Raw genomic sequence first — 17,839 nt, 5'->3', positions numbered from 1 at the left:
GGCCCTGGGTGTCGTTGCAAATCATTCATTTGGTGCTGGATAGAGCGGACTGTACAGACGTCAGGTATTGCACGAAGGCATCCGGCTCCACGGCTTTGCTGAAGTAATAACCCTGGCCTTCCTCGCACTGGAGGGCCTTGAGAAAATTCAGTTGCTCAAGGGTTTCCACCCCTTCGGCAATGACGGTCAGTTTGAGGCTCTTGCCCAGGCTGATGATGGCGCTGACCAGGGCTGCGTCGTTGCTGTCACGGCTCAGGCCACGAATGAATGACTGGTCGATTTTCAACACATCGATGGGAAACCGTTGCAGGTAACTCAGGCTGGAATAGCCGGTGCCAAAGTCATCGATGGCCAGCCGTACGCCCAATGCCTTGAGCCGATTCAGCGCGACCATCGTGGCATCGATATTCTGCATCAATACGCCTTCGGTAATTTCCAGCTCCAGCAAAGTGGGGTCCATACCGGTTTGCTTGAGTATCTGCTCTATACCTTCGACAAAGTCCCGCTGGCGGAAATCGATGGCCGACACGTTCACCGACATACAGAGTTTCGGCAGGCCTTTCGTCTGCCAGGCGCGGGCTTGTTGACAGGCCTGGGCGAGCACCCATTTGCTCAGCGGTACGATCAAGCCGCTGTCCTCGGCTACACCGATGAAATCTGTCGGGTAAACCCAGCCTTGCCCCGGCTTTTGCCAGCGGATCAATGCCTCGGCGCCGACCACTTTGCCGCTGCCCAGGTCAAGTTTTGGCTGGTAGTGCAGGACAAATTCGTTGCGTTCCAGCGCCAGGCGAATACCCGACTCGATACTCTGCTGTTCCCGGGCGCGCTGGTTCATCTCATCGATGAAAAAGCTGAAATCGTTCGGGCCGCTGTCCTTGACGTTGCGCATGGCGGTTTCGGCTTTTTTGATCAGTGCGATGGCATCGAAACCGTCCTCGGGATAGATGCTGATGCCCAGGCTGGCCGTCACGCTCAGGTCATGGCCGCCGATGTGTTGAGGCGTGCTTATGGCGTTCAGGAGCTTTTCGGCGATGCCCTTGGTCTGTTGGGGGTGGTGGATGTCAGCCAGGATCACCACAAACTCATCGGAGCCGTAACGAAACACCGAGTCGGACTCGCGCACGCAGGCCACCAGGTTGTGCCCGACACGTTTGAGCATCTCGTCACCGGTCGGGTGACCCAAGGCATTGTTGATACGTTTGAAACGATCGAGCCCCAGAAACATCACGGCCAGTTGTTTGTCATGGCGTCGTGACAGGGCCAGTGACTGGTTCAGTCGGTCGCCCAGCAAGGTGCTGTTGGGCAATTCGGTCAATACGTCGTACTGCAACAAGTGCGATACCTTGAGCAGCTCGTGGACCCGGGCCTCGATGGTTTGCTCCAGGGTCAGCACTTTCATGGCCGCGTCCTGCGCCATCTGCCACTTCCAGGTCAGGGCGCTGGCCATCTGGCGGATTTCCAGGCTGTCGAAAGGTTTTTTCAGCACCAGCAACTGATCGCCGAACTCCAGTCGTTCGGCCATGGCTTCCCAGGTGTAATCGGAGAAGGCCGTGCACAGCGCGATTTGCAGGTGAGGATCAGCCTTCCAGAGCTGTTCGATGGTTTCCAGACCGTCCCAGCCGGGGGGCATGCGCATGTCGGTGAATGCCATGGCGTAAGGGCGACCTTGAGCCTGGGCGCGCTTGACCAGTTCGAGCGCTTCCTCACCCTGATAGGCCGAGTCGAGCTGGAACACCAGCCGTGCGGCCTGCGGGCTGCCGAACAGCGCTGCTTCTGTGCCGGCAAGGGTTTGTTCGTCGTCGGTATCCGGGCCGAGGATCTTGCGAAAGTCCTGATGGATCGAAGGCGTGTCATCGATGATCAGAATGCGTCGGTTAGCCTGGGCGGACGGAGTTTTCATTCCTTGTCCTCCATGGCGCGCCGCGGGTCGTCGGGCATCGCTCCGGTGTCGTGGCTGGCATGCACGATGCTCCCGGCCTTCAGCAACTCGGCGGCCTGTTGGCTGCTGACCGCTTGGCTGAAGTAGTGACCCTGGGCGTTCATCGGTGAGCCGGTGGCCATCAGCGAACTGCGTTGCTCCTGGGTTTCGACGCCCTCGGCGATAATGCCGATCCCTACCTCACGGGCGAAGTTGATGATGGCCCGCAAGGTGGTTGCACTGGCCGGGTCGCGTGCGGCCATGTCGATGAAGGTCTGGGCGAGTTTCAGGTGATTGACCTGATAGGTCTTGAGGTAATCGAACGAGGAGTATTCGGTGCCGAAGTCGTCGATGGCGATTTTCACTCCCAGCTCACGCAGGCGCGGCAGTACGTCGTTGTGCGTCCACTTGGTCTGGGCCAGGGTCGCTTCGGTGACATCGAAGCGCAGGTCCCACGGGCACAGTTCCCAACGTGCGGTGGTGCGCAACACGTCATAGATCAGCTCGGGACCGCTCTTGAGCTGAGCCAGGGACAGTTTTATTGCCACCACCGGCGGTGCCATGCCTTCGTCACGCCACTGGCGCATTTGCCGACAGGCACGCTCCAGCACCCAGTGACCGAGGGCGATGATGGTGCCGGTCTTTTCCGCCGCGGGCAGAAACGCCTGGGCTTCCAGCAACCCGCGCTGAGGGTGGTTCCAGCTGACCTGCGCTTCCATGCCGAGGATCTTGCCAGTGCTCAGGTCTACTTCCGGCCAATAACGCAGTTCGAGTTCGTCGTGTTCGATGGCGGTTTTCAAGTCGTTGGCGATGGTCATGCGCTCAACCACTTCCTGATTGATCTCATCGGAGTGGAAGTGGTACTGGTTGCGGCCCTTTTCCTTGGAGCGATACAGCGCCATGTCGGCTTGGGTCAACAGGCTGTCGGCGCTGAAGCTGATCGGCGCGTAGCTGCTGATGCCGATGCTGACCGAGACCCGCACATCATTGCCGGCCAGGGAGTAGGGCAGCACCAGAGCATCGCGGACCTTGGCGGCGAGGGCCGCTGATTGGGTCGGATCGCCGACATCCAGTTGCAGTATCGCGAACTCGTCGCCACCCAGGCGGGCAACCACATCGTTTTCGCGCACGCAGTTTTTGATGCGCCTGGCGACCTCCTGCAACAATAGATCGCCCACCGGGTGGCCCAGGGTGTCGTTGATGCGTTTGAAGTGATCCAGGTCCAGGTAAAACATGGCGAAGGGTGTGGCCCCGCGTCGGGCGGCGGCGAATGCCTGGTGCAGCCGTTCGATCAGCGTCGCGCGGTTGGCCAACCCGGTCAGCCCGTCGGTGCGGGCCAACAGGGCGATTTTTTCCTCGGCCAGTTTGCGTTCGGTGACGTCGATGATGATGCCTTCGACTTCCAGCAAGCGGCCTTCATCGTCACGCACCGGGATATAGCGGTTTTCGACCCAGCGCCAGTCGCCGTCGCCGGTGCGCATCCGGAATTCGATGGACGCACCTGCCGCATGGCGGTCCAGCACCCGGGCCATGGCCGTATCGACTTTTGATTGATCGTCGGGATGGATCAGCTCCTGCGCCCAGTTGGAGGACGCTACCAGGGCTGCCGCGATGTGGCCGTATTTGGTGATGTTGTGGGAGATGTACATCAACGGAAACGACGGTTCGCCTCGCAGCCGATACAGAATAGTCGGGCTGTTCTGCACGATGATGTTGGCGTCGGACAGCTCCCGGGTGCGCTCTTCGACCGCGAGCTCCAGCAAGGACATTTTCAGTGCTGCGTCTTCGGTCATTTGCCATTTGGCAGTCAATGCGCTGGCCATCTGGCGGATCTCGATGGCATCGAAAGGCTTTTTCAGGATAAGCAGGCGATCGCCCAGCTCCAGACGCTCGGCGATGTCTTCCCAGGAATAGTCGGAATACGCAGTGCAGAGCGCCACCTGCAGCTTGGGATCGACTTGCCACAAGCGTTCGATGGTTTCCAGACCGTCCCAGCCCGGTGGCATGCGCATATCGATGAAGGCCATCGCGTAGGGCGAGTCATTCGCCAACGCGGTCTCGACCTTGTCCAGCGCTTCGCGGCCCTGAAATGCGGAATCAATGACGAAACTTTGCAACGATACCGACGCCGGGGTACCGAACAGGGCGTTTTCGGCGCTGATCAGGTTGTCGTCTTCGATCGATGGCGGGCTGAGAATCTTGGCGAAATCCTCATGGATCGACGCCGTGTCATCGACGATGAGAATCCGCCGATTAATGCGCGCAAGCAGCGTATTCACTGACATGCGCCTGTACCGACAGCAGGTTGGTGCAATGGGCTCATAAAGGGTATCCCTTCCCTGATCGCTGGATGGCGCGAGTATCGTTCTGGATCCGAGTGATCTGAGCATAGTCGCCCGGCCGGAACTTCGCCCGGTTGACTGAAACGAATCATTTCCTGGGTAGGGCTGAAAATCATCTAGCCTGTAGGTCAGGCGAGGGGAACGTCAGGATGTTGGCCCCCACACGCGCGGCAAAGACACCCGTTTGACTTGAGGTAATGCCATGGAAGAGCAACTCCCCACGACTGTGACCGATAAACCCAAGTTATTGCTGGTCGACGATGAGGAGTCGATTCTCAACAGTCTGCGCCGCCTGCTGCGCGGTCAGCCTTACGAGGTACTGCTGGCCACCAGCGGTGCCCAGGCCCTGGAGATCATGGCCCAGCAGCCGATCGATCTGGTGATGACTGATGCGCGCATGCCTAATATGGACGGCGCCACGCTGCTGGCTCACGTCCACCAGCGCTATCCCGACACCACCCGGATCATGTTGACCGGTTATGCCGATCCGTCGGCCATTATCAAAGCCATCAATGAAGGGCAGATTCATCGTTACATCAGCAAACCCTGGCACGATGAAGAAATGCTGCTGACCTTGCGACAATCACTTGCCTATCAGCATTCCGAGCGTGAGCGCTTGCGTCTGGTGCAAGAGACGTGGGATCAGAACGAGAAACTGAAGCAGCTCAACGCCACCCTGGAAAAACACGTCGCGGCCCGCACCAGCGAGCTGCAACAGACCGCCGACATGCTGGACCTGGCCTACGAAGAGCTCAAGCGCAGCTATGTCACCGGCACCGAAGTGTTTTCGTTGCTGGCCAACCTGCGCCTGCCGCCCACCAAACAGACCAACCGGCAGATCATTGAACTGGTGCGGGTGTACTGCAAACTCCATGGCCTGGACGAAGGCACCAGTCGTGACCTGACCATGGCAGCGGCGCTCTACAACATCGGCAAGTTGAGCTGGACCGACAGCATGATGAACACGCCCTCGGACCTGCTGCATCACAATGACCGCGAGCGCTATCGGGGTTATCCGAAGCAGAGTGAGTCGCTGCTGATGACGCTCGACCCAATGAAGGATGCCGCTCGGCTGATCCTGCATCATCAGGAGCGTTGGGACGGCAGCGGTTTTCCTGATCGGCTCAAGGGCGAAGCGATTCCGTTCGGTTCACGGTTGCTGAAACTGGCGGTGGATTTCATCGAGTTGCAGCGCGGGCTGATCCTCGAACGGCAGATGAACAGCGATGAAGCCCTGGTCTATATCCGCCAATACGCCGGTCGCCTCTACGACCCGGAACTGGTGGAGGATTTCATTCAGGTCTGCGCCACTTATCTGAGCGACGTGACGCTGGCCGATCCGACGGTCAAGGTGCTGGCCACCCGGGATCTGGTGGCGGGCATGATCCTGGCGCGCAATCTCAATGCCGACAACGGCATGCTGCTGCTCAATGCCGGCAAGGTGTTGAATGGGCCACTGGTGGAGAAGTTGATCGCTTTCGAGGCGATGGAAAGTGCCAAGTACAGCATTTTTGTGAAAGTGCCGGAGGAAGTGGAGGGCGCGCTTCTGGAGACGAGTTGAGCTTCTCAGACTCAGCACTGATCCCCTGTGGGAGCGGGCTTGCCCGCGATGAGGTCATCACATCCAACATTGATGTTGCTGACAGTCCGCTATCGCGGGCAAGCCCGCTCCCACAATATTTGACGCTCGGCAGATAAGTTTTCGGCGTGACGTAGAACCGGCATGCATGTGATCCTTGCTGCTTTTACCCAAGGCCAATCCTGATCCATGACGCTTTCATCCGCCGCTTCGCTCCGCCTCATCCGCATTGCCGCTGCCCTGCTGATCGGCCCCGACGGTCGCACCCTGCTGGTGCGCAAGCGCGGGACCCAGGCGTTCATGCAGCCGGGGGGCAAGATCGAGGCCCATGAGCAACCGGTCCATGCCCTCGCCCGTGAGCTGGAAGAGGAACTGGGGCTGGTCATCGATCCGGCGCATGCCGCCTACCTGGGGCAATTCTCGGCACCGGCCGCCAATGAGCCGGGTTATGTCGTACAGGCCGAACTCTTTCAGCTGACCATCGATTCGCACGTTTGCCCGGCGGCGGAGATCGAAGAGGTGCGCTGGATCGATCCGGCCACCGACGGCGATGTCACGCTGGCGCCATTGACACGGGACCTGATCTTGCCGTTTTATCGAGCCTCACTGATCGAAACTGCCTGATCGTCCAAGGACGGAGGATGCCCATGATCCCGCTTCAAGATTTGCTGATTTTTGCCGCCGCGGCGTTGCTGATGGTACTCACGCCCGGGCCGAACATGATCTACCTGATCTCTCGTTCTATCTGCCAGGGGCGCAAGGCCGGAGTGACTTCGTTGCTGGGCGTGGTCGCGGGGTTTTTAGTGCACCTGTTTGCTGCTGCCGCGGGTTTGACCGCGGTGTTCGTGGCAGTGCCGATGGCTTATGAAGTGTTGAAGTGGGCTGGCGCGCTGTACTTGTTGTGGCTGGCCTGGCAGGCGGTCAAGCCCGGTGCGCGTTCGCCGTTCGAGGCGCAGCAGCTGCCGGCGGATTCGTCGCGCAAGTTGATCACCATGGGCTTTCTTACCAGCGCCCTGAACCCGAAAATTGCGGTGTTTTATCTGTCGGTGTTTCCGCAGTTCATTACCCCTGAGCACGGTTCGGTGTTCACCCAGAGCATCATCCTCGGCCTGACCCAGATCAGCGTGAGCTTCAGCGTCAACTTGCTGATCGCTCTGTTCGCCGCGGGCATCGCGTCCTGGTTCGTCAACAATCCGAACTGGTTGGCGATGCAGCGTTACTTCATGGGCTTCGTGCTATCCGGGCTGGCGGTGCGCTTGATGCTTGAGCAGCGGCGAGCGGCCTGAAGATGTGGATTCAACGGCTTGATGCCAGCCATGCCCTGGATTACCGGGCGTTGATGCTTGAGGCCTATGACTTGCATCCTCAGGCGTTCACCTCCAGCGTGCGCGAGCGCGCGGTGATGCCGCTGAGTTGGTGGGAATCGCGCCTGACCAGCAAGCTGGACCGGGTACTTGGGGCGTTCGAGGAGGGCAAGTTGGCGGGCATCGTCGGCCTGGCGTTCGAACCTCGGGAAAAGGCCCGGCACAAGGTGACGTTGTTTGGCATGTACGTTTCAGGGGCGGTTCGCCAGCGCGGGCTCGGCTATCAACTGGTTCAGGCCGCGTTGGCTGAAGCGCAGACCCATCAGGGGCTGCGGCTGATCCAGTTGACCGTCACCGCCGGCAATGAAGCTGCATTCAAGCTGTATCAGCGTTGCGGCTTTGTGCAGTTCGGCCTGGAACCGTTGGCGGTGCGGGTCGGCGAAGACTACTTCGACAAGATCCATATGTGGCGTGAGCTCACCCCTGAGCCTTTGGCATAAGAGCTGTTGTGGCGAGGGAGCTTGCTCCCGCTGGGCTGCGAAGCGGCCCCAAAACCTGCAATCGCATGTTTTCAGACACTCTGCATACACCGGTTTTACGACTGCTTCGCAGCCGAACGGGAGCAAGCTCCCTCGCCACAATTTCGAGTACTACTGAACACCAAGACCTGTCGCTGCTCGTTCCCACACCATATGTGGCGTGAGGGCTGAACCACCCCGATCCCTTGTAGGAGCGAGGCTTGCCCGCGAAGGCGGTTTCAAATCGAGCATTGATGTCGGCTGATGACACACCGCTTTCGCGGGCAAGCCTCGCTCCTACAGGAGATGGTCGCTCTATCGGACGGCACTAACCCCATCCAGCGTCGAAAACGACGTGTCCTTGGCCGTCAGCAAGAAGTCGCGCATGTACGGCGCATCCAGCATGTCGGCGCGAATCCCGGCGTAGAGCGTTGCGAACAAGCCTTTTTCCCCCAGTCGCTTGGCCTTCACATAACCCCGTGAACTGTATTCATGCAGCGCCCAATGGGGCATGCCGCACACGCCGCGGCCGCTGGCCACCAGTTGCATCATCATCACCGTCAGTTCCGACGTGCGCACCTGCGCCGGTTCGATGTCGGCCGGTTCCAGGAAACGGGTGAAGATGTCCAGCCGATCGCGCTCCACCGGGTAGGTGATCAAGGTTTCCGTGAGCAAGTCTTCGGGCACGATGTACGGCTTGCTCGCCAAACGGTGCTGGTTAGCCACGGCAAGCATGGCTTCGTAGGTGAACAACGGCACGTAAGTGATCCCTACCAGTTCCAGCGGGTCGGAAGTCACCACCAGGTCCAGGTCGCCTCGGGCCAGCGCGGGCAGCGGGGCGAAGGAGAACCCCGAGGCCAGGTCCAGCTCGACTTCCGGCCAGGCATCGCGGAACTGGTCGATGGTCGGCATCAGCCACTGAAAGCAACTGTGGCATTCGATCGCCATGTGCAACCGCCCCGCAGTGCCGCCGGCCAACCGCGCAATGTCACGCTCGGCGCCGCGCAGCAATGGCAGGGTGGCGTCGGCCAGTTGCAGCAGGCGCAAGCCGGCACTGGTGAAGCGCACCGGTTTGGTCTTGCGCACGAACAGCGGCATGCCCATGCGCTCTTCCAGCTCCTTGAACTGGTGGGACAGCGCCGACTGGGTCAGGTGCAAGCGGTCGGCCGCATCCACCAGGCTGTCGGCTTCGCGCAAGGCGTGCAGGGTTTTCAGGTGACGGATTTCAAGCACCGGGGGGCTCCATGAGGAAAACTTGTGATCAACACGAAAAAGTTGAGTTTGTCTCATGTTGGGTGGGCTGTCGACAATAGCACCATCTTATCAGGGAGGAATCTCACCATGGCCTTGGCCCACACGCTTGGTTTTCCGCGCATTGGCGCAGACCGCGAACTGAAAAAAGCCCTCGAATCCTACTGGAAGGGCGACCTCGATCAGGACGCATTGAAAAGCGTCGGCCGCCAATTGCGCGCCACCCATTGGCAACTGCAGAAAGATGCAGGCATCGACCTGCTGCCGGTGGGCGACTTCGCCTGGTACGACCAGGTACTGACTCACTCCCTGACCTTCGGTGTCATCCCCGAGCGTTTCGACAGTGCCAAGGATTCCCGTGGCCTGCCGACACTCGACACCCTGTTCGCCATGGCTCGTGGTGCTACCGCAACCTGCTGCGGCGGTGAACACACCAAAGCGCAATACGCTCAGGAGCTGACCAAGTGGTTCGACACCAACTACCACTACCTGGTCCCGGAATTCAGCGCTGATCAACAGTTCAAACTGAGCTGGGAACAGCTGTTCGATGAAGTCGAAGAAGCCAAGGCTTTGGGCCACAACGTCAAACCGGTGATCATCGGCCCGCTGACTTACCTGTGGCTGGGCAAGGCGAAGGGGGATGGCTTCGATAAACTCGACCTGCTGGAGCGCCTGCTGCCGATCTACGGCGAAATCCTTGGTCGCCTCGCGGCCCAAGGCGTGGAGTGGGTGCAGATCGACGAACCGATCCTCACCCTCGACCTGCCGCAGGCCTGGAAAAACGCATTCGAACGCGCCTATCACATCCTTCAATATTCGCCGCTGAAAAAACTCGTGGCGACTTACTTCAGTGGCCTGGAAGACAACCTCGGCCTGGCGGTCGGCCTGCCGGTGCAAGGCTTGCACATTGACGCGGTGCGCGCACCGGATCAGCTTGGCCAGATCTTGGATCGTCTGCCGACCTACAAGATTCTTTCGGTGGGCCTGGTTAACGGCCGCAATGTCTGGCGCTGCGAACTGGAGCAAGCGCTCGCGCAACTGCAGCCGGCCCAGGAGCGTTTTGGCGATAACTTGTGGGTCAGCAGCTCTTGCTCGCTGCTGCACAGCCCGGTGGACCTGGACCGTGAAGACAAACTCGACCCGGAACTGAAAAGCTGGCTGGCGTTCGCCGTGCAGAAGTGTGGTGAAATCGCCGTGCTGCGTGATGCGCTGAACGATCCGCAATCGCCCAAGGTGCAAACCGCACTGGCTGAAAGCCGTGCGATTCAGGCCGGTCGTGCCCAATCGCCGCGTATCCACAAAGCCGAGGTGCAAGCGCGGATAGAAGCGATCAGTGCTAAAGACAGTCAGCGTCATTCGCCGTTTGCCAAACGCATCGAACAACAACAGGCCCGGCTGAAACTGCCGGCGTTCCCGACCACTACCATCGGCTCGTTCCCGCAGACCGGAGCAATCCGTCTGGCGCGCCAGGCCTTCAAGCAAGGCAAGCTGTCGGCCAACGATTACACCGATGCCATGCACAGCGAAATCCGCCACGCCGTGCAAATCCAGGAACGCCTGGGCCTGGATGTATTGGTGCACGGTGAAGCCGAACGCAACGACATGGTCGAGTACTTCGCCGAGCAACTGGACGGCTACTTGTTCACCCGGTTCGGCTGGGTCCAGAGTTACGGTTCGCGCTGCGTCAAACCGGCGATCATTTATGGCGACCTGAGCCGTCCGAAACCGATGACGGTCGAGTGGATCACCTATGCTCAGAGCCTGACCGACAAGGTTATGAAAGGCATGCTCACCGGTCCCGTGACCATGCTGATGTGGTCGTTCCCGCGCGAGGACGTCTCGCGCAAAATTCAGGCGCAGCAACTGGCCCTGGCCTTGCGCGATGAAGTGGTGGATCTGGAAAACGCCGGCATCAAAATCGTCCAGATCGACGAAGCCGCCTTCCGCGAAGGGCTGCCGCTACGCCGGGCGCAATGGCAGGAATACCTCGATTGGGCGGTGCAAGCCTTCCGCTTGAGTGCATCGGGCGTGCGTGACGAAACCCAGATCCACACCCATATGTGCTACAGCGAATTCAACGACGTGATCCAGTCCATCGCCGCTATGGACGCCGACGTGATCACCATCGAAACCTCGCGTTCGGACATGGAACTGCTGGAAGCCTTCGAAGCGTTTGACTACCCGAACGATATCGGGCCGGGCGTTTATGACATCCACTCACCGCGGGTGCCGGACACGGCCGAGATGGTGAAGTTGATGAGCAAAGCGGTGAAGCGGATTCCGGCCGAGCGGTTGTGGATCAATCCCGATTGCGGGTTGAAGACTCGCGCCTGGCCGGAGACTGAGGCGGCGTTGGTCAACATGGTGGCGGCGGCTCGGCAGCTGCGGAGTGAGTTGGCATAGGTGCCTGAATCGGGAGCGGAAAAACCGCTCCCGATTTGCGTTCTAAGCCTGGTCGAAATGTTCGAGTGCTGCTGATTTCTTGCCGATGTCGGCGTAAGGCAGGTTGGCGTTATTTGCGTGGGTCAGAAACCGGTACTCCGGCAGTTTCAGATGAGCCTTTTCGAATTCACCGAATGCAGGTGCAGCCTTGCTGTAGTGAAAATGGGCATACCACATCACCTTGGGTGGTGTTTGCGTCAAGTCTCTTACCTCGTACTCCTGCAGGTAGTCAGTGCGTCCGTCTGCACGTTTACCCAACATTTCCATTGGTTTGCGCTTATGGATATCGACGATTTTCTTCTGTGCTGAATTTTGCTTCATGAGGTAATCCAGCATGCCATCGGTCGGGTTTCGACTGTTCATCGAGTACTCGATACGCAGCACCTGTGCAGTAGTGCTCAGTTCCGTGGCCTTGTCACGCAGTTGCTGGACGAGCGCGTGACCGGGTTGAAGCTCTTCGATCGTCAGGGCACGCCGGCCGAGTTCGGCGGCCTCGCTGAGCATCATGTGTTCCAGATCAACGGGCAGCATGTCCTGCCGGGCGTAGGCCTCGACGCGGGTCTTGTATGCCGCTTGAGCCGCGAGTCGGCTGCGGGCATCGGCTGTTAACGCTCCAAGGTCCCGGTGTGCAGGGTGAGCAGCCTGTTCCTGAGGATTGAGCAGGCGAAACTTGCCGTTTGTTCCTTGCTCCCAAACCTCCTCGAAACCGCGCTGTCCTGTCAGGGTGTATTGGCGCTTTTGCGTCGTCGGTTCCCAGCGCTCCTCGCCGATCAGCAATTGATCATCTTCGGTGGTGAACACTTTTTTACGGTGTTGCCCGGCAGGGGACGCGGGCGCGGGCTGATCGATGGCCTTGCGTGCCCGTTCGGCCATTTTCTCGATACCCTCCAGCAGCGGCCCCACAGCCTCCAGATGGAAGTGCTGTGGATAGCTGGCGGTCCAGGCATTCATATTGCGGCGAAACTCCCCGTAAAGATCGAGGCACTCCTGCAATATCCGATTGCGCTGGGCTCGGGTGGCGCTCACCTCCGGGAGGCTGTGTTGAGTGAACAGGGCGCGATCGACTTTGGTTCGCAACGTCTGTGCCCGTACTTGCAGGTAGAACCAGGAAACATCGCGGGCGCTGTCGTAGCGTTTGACGATTTCCAGCAAGTGGCTCGTTTTCAAGTACAGCTGATTGGCCTCAGTGAGCTTCGCGTTCAAGTCCACGAAGGCGCGGCTCAAGACTGTTTTGGTCGGTTTGTCGGTAATGCGCGGGTACCACAGGTTGAGGTCGCGCATGTGGGCATCGATCGCGTCGAACTCGAGCATATTCTCCAGGCGCAGCTTCCTGACGTCCTCCAGAATACGCAAGCGCTCGCCCAGTGCCTCGGCCGGCAGCAAGTCCAGTTGGTCCAGTAGATCGTCGATCCTGTCCGTCAGGGACAGTGCCCGTTGACTGGCGAGGACCACCCGTTGTTTGGCCCGATCGGCCAGTAACAAGGCGTCATTACTTTGTATTTCCTTGAGCACGCGCATTTTGTTGCCGCGCGTCATGGGAATCAGATCAGCCAGGGTCTGGTAATGCTTGATGCCCAGTTCCATGTCCTTGATGCACGCTGCTTCAAGTGCCTGGATCAGCGCCGGGCGAAGGTGTTCGGGGCTGGTGTTGTACGTTTCCATCAGGGCGGTGGTGCGCGTGATCTGGGCATCAATGAGCGGGGCCATGGCATCGGCGGCTTCGGTCAGCGCTTGATGGCGGCGCAAGGTCTGGTCGGTCCACCAACGCGGTAGACGTTCGCGAATGACGGCGGGCCAGAGCGGGTCAAGGCCATCCGCCAAGTGTCCGAGCACGCCGCCGCCACCCAGCCCTCCGCCCTCGAACGTCACCCCATAGACACCGAACCAAGTATCCCAGTTACCGGCCTCATCGAGGCCGACTGGTTGCTTGTAGGTTTTTTGTGAAGTGCCGCAAAGACGCCAGTTGCGTGAGTCGCTGCTGCCTTCAATCTGGAAAATACGGCCCTGGCGGACGATAAAGTCACCGTCGGCATGCCGGTAGACATTGCGATAAACCCCATAGGTCGCCGGCTCCAGGCCGGTCAGGGAGATCGGCTTTTCGTACTCGTACCCGGCGAAACGCTGGACAGCGTGCCGGGCCCGGCGTTTCGACGGCGCGTGCAACGTCCCGGCGTTTTTACCCAATGCGCTGAGTTGACGAATACGCGTCAGAGAGCGAGCGCCCTTCGCTGTCCTGGCACCGACGGAAGCGCCCGGAAGAATGTCCATGGCAGCATCGATCAGTGACAACAGCACTGATTCAATCTCCGTCAGGCCATCGCCGACGTCACCGCGCAACAGGGCCGCGACCGCATGGTTGGCACTGTTCCAGGCATCGTAGAGGGCGATGCCCGCGCCGACAAAGGGCACCATGCCCAAGGCCATTTTTATGTAATTGAACGCCCTCGGCCCGCTGAGCGCGTAGCGTTCCAGGTACAAGGCATCGTTGGAACGCGAGGTGCCGCGATGCGCTTCGATCAGGCGTCCCATGTGCGCATCGAGCAGATGGGCCGACAGCGATGTTGTTTTCGGCCAGGGCAAGCCGACCCCGATCATCGCGTCGAAATGCTTGAGCACGGCCTGGTTGATGCGACTTGCATGGGCTCGCACGTTGCCTTGCAAGGCACGTCCTGCCAGGTAGCTGACCATCTCGCTGCGCAGGCACAGATTGAACAAGGCCCTGCGAGCCGTCTCAAGACTGTCGTAGCGGCGCAGGAACTGACCGTCGGGGCTGTCGGGCAAATAAAGCAGGGTCATCCCGCTGACTTGCTCTTCAATGAAGGTCACCCCTGACAACGTGGTGGGCCCTTCGTTTGGCGTGTCCTTGCCACCGGCGCTCAAGTACGCCGGCAAGATCACGATGCGCTTGCCCGCAACGTTCCAGGCTTGCGCGGTATCGGCCGTAATGGCGAGGTTCAATACCTGCCATTCGTTTTGATTGATCTGTTTTTGCAGGCGCGCACAGGTCCCCTGCAACTGGAGCATCAGGCGCCAGGGCTCGATCAGGCATTCACGCCGGTGTTCTTTGATGAACGCGGTCTCGCTGGCCGAGCCCATGAAGGCGTCGCGAATCAGGTTTTCGTAGGCTTGGGGCAGATCCAGTTCAGGCAGCACTTTGCGCAGCCAGGGCAGGGTGATGCCACTGGCCAACGCCCGTCGTTCGGTTTCATCCGCCGCCGTGACCTCAAGCCGCATAAAACCCAGTCGCAGAGAAAGGGGTTCCAGCTGCATCGAGGGCGTGTTGTCGATATTGAGTTGGGCGAGTGTTTCGAGTGACATTTTGCTGCGGCTTGTACTGGGCACTGCGACGAGTTTCTGCGGGGTTCCCGGGGAGGCGCCATCGGACAGTTGTTTTTGCAGCGTCACCGAATCGGGTAGATCAAGCTGCACGGCAAAATGCCCGTTGAGCGAGAAGTCTTTGCGCAGACGGGCCTGTAAATGCTGGCGGGTGAAATCATCACGCGGTGGCAGGGCGATTGCCAGCTGTGCATGGCTGCGGTGCATGGCCAGGAGGTAAGCCTCAACCAAACCCTTGAGCTCGGCACGGTCAGACGCCGATAAGGTGGCCAGCCAATTGGGCAACAGGGAGAAGAGCTTCGCGCTACGGCTTTGTTCCAGCAGGTGTGAGAAGGCCAGGCTTCTGGCGGCTGGCACCGGGACTTGCAGGGTCGCCAGCGTTTGTTTGCGCAGCTTTTCCAGTTCGTCTGCACTCTGTGGCGCCTGGCGTAGATGCGCTGCTTGTTCTTCGAAGTGGGTGGTCTGTTTATCGAGGCTGTAGCTCAGCGGGTCGGTGACAATTTTGTTCAGATCCAAGGCCAGAATCGGGTCTTGCTCCTGGATCTTGAACAGCTGTTGTTCCAGTTCCGTGCGGTTGGCGAACCGTTGCAAACCGCCGCCTAAACCTGGCCAGTACAGCAAAAGGCTGTGCGGCGATGGCGTATCTCGGGTGATGACGAAGGGACCGTTGAGCGCCTGGCTGGTAACGCCGCCGTTGGGCTCAGTCATCGACAGCGTCAGGCTGGCGGCGGTGATGGCCGCATCGCGATCAGCCGCGAGCGGTGTATCCAGCACAGCCTTGAGCAGGCTGAACTCATCACTGTCCAGATGTTTGAGCGTCAACTGAAGCTGGGCCTCGGCGAGCAGGCCATCCTTGTGCGCCTGATAGAGCGCGCTGAATTCGCGGTTGATGGTTGAAAAGTCGAGGGTGCGCGACCTGTAAAGCAGGGCGGAGGCGGCCGTATCGGCGGCTTGTTCAGCCGTCTCCAGCGCCTTGAGTGCATCCTTGAATGGTTGTTGACGGTCGCTGTCGAGCTCATCGCCCAATAGCGCTTCGAGCGCATCGCGCTGCCGGTTCAGTGAGGCCTGACGCTGGGGCCAGGGAATGTCGGCGAACAGGCTGTCGAACAGCGGTTGTTCATCTTCAAGCAGAGGGTCTGGCAGGGGGATTTCAAGGTCTGGAGGCGAGGCAAAAACGACGGCGTTCGCGTACTGCGGGTGTAAAAGCAGCTCTGTGAGACCGACCGTGAGCGGCTGAGCTTTCGCAGTGTATTCAAAGCGTAAGTCATCGTCGGGCAGGCCCTGCGGGACGAGGGATTGTCGGGACAACCAGTCTTCCATGTCACTGCGTTGATTGAAGATCTGAATGGGAACAGGCCGGCCAGGCAGGTACAGCCACTGCGCGGTGGGTGGCTGATCGCCCACGCTGATGACCCAGGCGGCGGGCAGTTTCAGGGTGCCGCTGTCGCTCAACACCAGGGTCAACTGCTCGGTCTGGACGGGCTGATCGTTCAGGCGCAGGCCCGAGGCGGGAGGGGCCAGGATCAATAACAGCGGCTGCAACTGTTCAGCCGTCAGGGTGCGGCGAGCGAATGCCACCTGAGCGCAGGCCTCGAAATGACTGCGGTACAACTGACCCGCCCGCTCGCGCCGCGACACTTGCGTACCGGGCGCCCGGGCGTCCCAATAGGCGTTCCAGCGTTCGTTGAGCGAAGGTTCAGGGCGGTGAATTCTCAATGGGGCGGCGGCAAACAATGCCTGCAAACCCTGGCTGCTGTCGCGCCAGCGTGCTGATGCGCTCAACAACAGGCTTTCATCCGGGTTGTTTTTCAGGAGCGCAGTGGAAACGGGCAGGGTGCTTAACACACTTTCATTCATGGCAACGTGGCTCTGTGCAGGGGAGCGGCGTATCCGCTCTTGAAGCGCACCATTAAAAAGAACCTGCCACCGTCCATGGCACTACATAGTTATCGCATTGACCATTGGGCGACATTCACGAAATTGTCACGTAACTGTGGCAGCGCGCTTGAACAAACTTCATCAGACTCGCGCTCTACTGGAGTTCTGCGTTTCGGTGTTTTTCATGCGTGCACGATTTTTATCCACAGCGGTCTTTCTGGCCGCTGTGTTGTTCAATTTCCCGTCTCTTGCGGCGTCTCGTTGCGATGTCAATGTTCCGACCGAACGGGTCGATCTGGATCAGGTGAGCCTGGCCTACCAGAGCATCGGCCGTGCGTCCGATCCGGCGTTGTTGCTGGTGATGGGCCTGGGCGGGCAGTTAATTCACTGGCCGGACGAGGTGGTGGTCGCGTTGTGTCAGCAGGGTTTTCGGGTGATTCGCTATGACAATCGCGATGTGGGCCTCTCGACTTGGCGGCAGACGCCTGTCGACGCCAACCTGACCTTCGAAGTGCTGCGTTACAAACTCGGTTTGCCGGTATCGGCGCCGTACACCCTGACCGACATGGCGGACGATGCCTTTGGGCTGATGGATGCCTTGCACGTCGAGCAATTCCACGTGCTGGGCGCCAGCATGGGCGGGATGATCGCCCAGCATATGGCGGCCATGGCACCGCAGCGGGTCGAGAGCCTGACGTTGCTGATGACCAGCTCGGGTGCCGAAGGTTTGCCGGCGCCGAGTGCGGCGCTGGTGCAGTTACTCGCGCGACGCGGCGCGCCGAATCGCGAAGTGGCGCTGGAGCAACAGGCTGATTTGCTGGCGGCATTGGGTAGCCCGGCGGTGAGCGATGACCGGCAGGCGTTGTTGCAGCAGGCGGCGCAATCCTATGACCGGGCATTCAACCCGGAGGGCGTGAAGCGTCAGATCATGGCGATCCTGGCTGAACGGAGCCGCGTGGCGCTGCTTAATCAATTGCGGGTGCCGACGCTGGTGGTTCACGGCACTGCCGATCCGTTGCTGCCGGTGATGCATGGCGTGCACTTGGCGGCGCACATTCGCGGCAGTCAGTTGAAGCTGATCCCGGGGCTGGCGCATCGTTTTCAAGAGGCGTTCAAGGCGCCGTTGTTGGCGGCGGTGTTGCCGTATTTGCAGGCCCACCGCGAAGACACCTCGCACTGGGCACAAATCGATCCAGTGACCGCCCCAAATCTCTTGTAACACCCAAATCCAAACTGTGGGGGCGGGTTCTTGTGGCGAGGGAGCTTGCTCC

At 59.9% G+C, this 17,839-nt stretch carries 10 protein-coding genes; 6 read left to right on the top strand and 4 right to left on the bottom strand.

What is annotated here, in order from left to right; translation table 11 throughout:
- Positions 1 to 25: 25 nt before the first annotated feature.
- Positions 26 to 1,900, bottom strand: a complete 1,875-nt coding sequence (locus AB3226_RS08700; protein ID WP_367372780.1) for a putative bifunctional diguanylate cyclase/phosphodiesterase — start codon at positions 1,898 to 1,900, stop codon at positions 26 to 28.
- A complete protein-coding gene (locus tag AB3226_RS08695) occupies positions 1,897 to 4,203 on the bottom strand; it encodes an EAL domain-containing protein (RefSeq protein ID WP_367372779.1) in 2,307 nt (768 codons plus the stop codon). Before AB3226_RS08695 ends, AB3226_RS08700 begins: the two co-directional genes overlap by 4 nt.
- Before the next feature lie 259 nt (positions 4,204 to 4,462).
- On the opposite strand from AB3226_RS08695, the gene AB3226_RS08690 reads away from it, so the two are divergent.
- The 4 genes from AB3226_RS08690 to AB3226_RS08675 all read left to right on the top strand — a co-directional run bounded on the left by AB3226_RS08690 (position 4,463) and on the right by AB3226_RS08675 (position 7,643).
- Positions 4,463 to 5,821: an HD domain-containing phosphohydrolase gene (locus AB3226_RS08690; RefSeq protein ID WP_367372778.1), complete on the top strand. Its 1,359-nt coding sequence runs from the start codon at positions 4,463 to 4,465 to the stop codon at positions 5,819 to 5,821.
- A gap of 207 nt (positions 5,822 to 6,028) precedes the next feature.
- The gene (locus AB3226_RS08685; RefSeq protein WP_367372777.1) at positions 6,029 to 6,463 is read left to right on the top strand and encodes an NUDIX domain-containing protein; all 435 of its coding nucleotides are present in this window, start codon (positions 6,029 to 6,031) and stop codon (positions 6,461 to 6,463) included.
- A gap of 23 nt (positions 6,464 to 6,486) precedes the next feature.
- The gene (locus tag AB3226_RS08680) at positions 6,487 to 7,125 is read left to right on the top strand and encodes a LysE family translocator (protein ID WP_008012224.1); all 639 of its coding nucleotides are present in this window, start codon (positions 6,487 to 6,489) and stop codon (positions 7,123 to 7,125) included.
- A 2-nt stretch (positions 7,126 to 7,127) separates the two neighbouring features.
- Entirely contained in the window at positions 7,128 to 7,643 is a 516-nt protein-coding gene (locus AB3226_RS08675) for an N-acetyltransferase family protein (RefSeq protein WP_367372776.1), read from the top strand.
- Between the two features lie 333 nt (positions 7,644 to 7,976).
- Here the strand turns inward: AB3226_RS08675 and metR are convergent, their stop codons facing one another.
- A complete protein-coding gene (metR, locus tag AB3226_RS08670; protein WP_007898547.1) occupies positions 7,977 to 8,894 on the bottom strand; it encodes a transcriptional regulator MetR in 918 nt (305 codons plus the stop codon).
- Positions 8,895 to 9,002: 108 nt separating this feature from the next.
- Between metR and metE the strand changes: the two genes are divergently transcribed.
- Positions 9,003 to 11,315, top strand: coding sequence for a 5-methyltetrahydropteroyltriglutamate--homocysteine S-methyltransferase (gene metE, locus AB3226_RS08665; protein WP_367372775.1), 2,313 nt, complete (start codon positions 9,003 to 9,005; stop codon positions 11,313 to 11,315).
- Between the two features lie 42 nt (positions 11,316 to 11,357).
- On the opposite strand, the gene AB3226_RS08660 is transcribed toward metE, so the two are convergent.
- Positions 11,358 to 16,547, bottom strand: coding sequence for a dermonecrotic toxin domain-containing protein (locus AB3226_RS08660; RefSeq protein WP_367372774.1), 5,190 nt, complete (start codon positions 16,545 to 16,547; stop codon positions 11,358 to 11,360).
- A 205-nt stretch (positions 16,548 to 16,752) separates the two neighbouring features.
- Between AB3226_RS08660 and AB3226_RS08655 the strand changes: the two genes are divergently transcribed.
- Positions 16,753 to 17,787, top strand: coding sequence for an alpha/beta fold hydrolase (locus tag AB3226_RS08655; RefSeq protein ID WP_367372773.1), 1,035 nt, complete (start codon positions 16,753 to 16,755; stop codon positions 17,785 to 17,787).
- The last annotated feature ends 52 nt before the right edge of the window (positions 17,788 to 17,839 follow it).

Origin of the sequence: Pseudomonas lini, assembly GCF_964063345.1 — a bacterium.
GTDB lineage: Bacteria > Pseudomonadota > Gammaproteobacteria > Pseudomonadales > Pseudomonadaceae > Aquipseudomonas > Aquipseudomonas lini_B.
The sequence above is the reverse complement of the archived record's forward strand: the minus strand, read 5'-3'. Positions and strand labels throughout refer to the sequence as shown.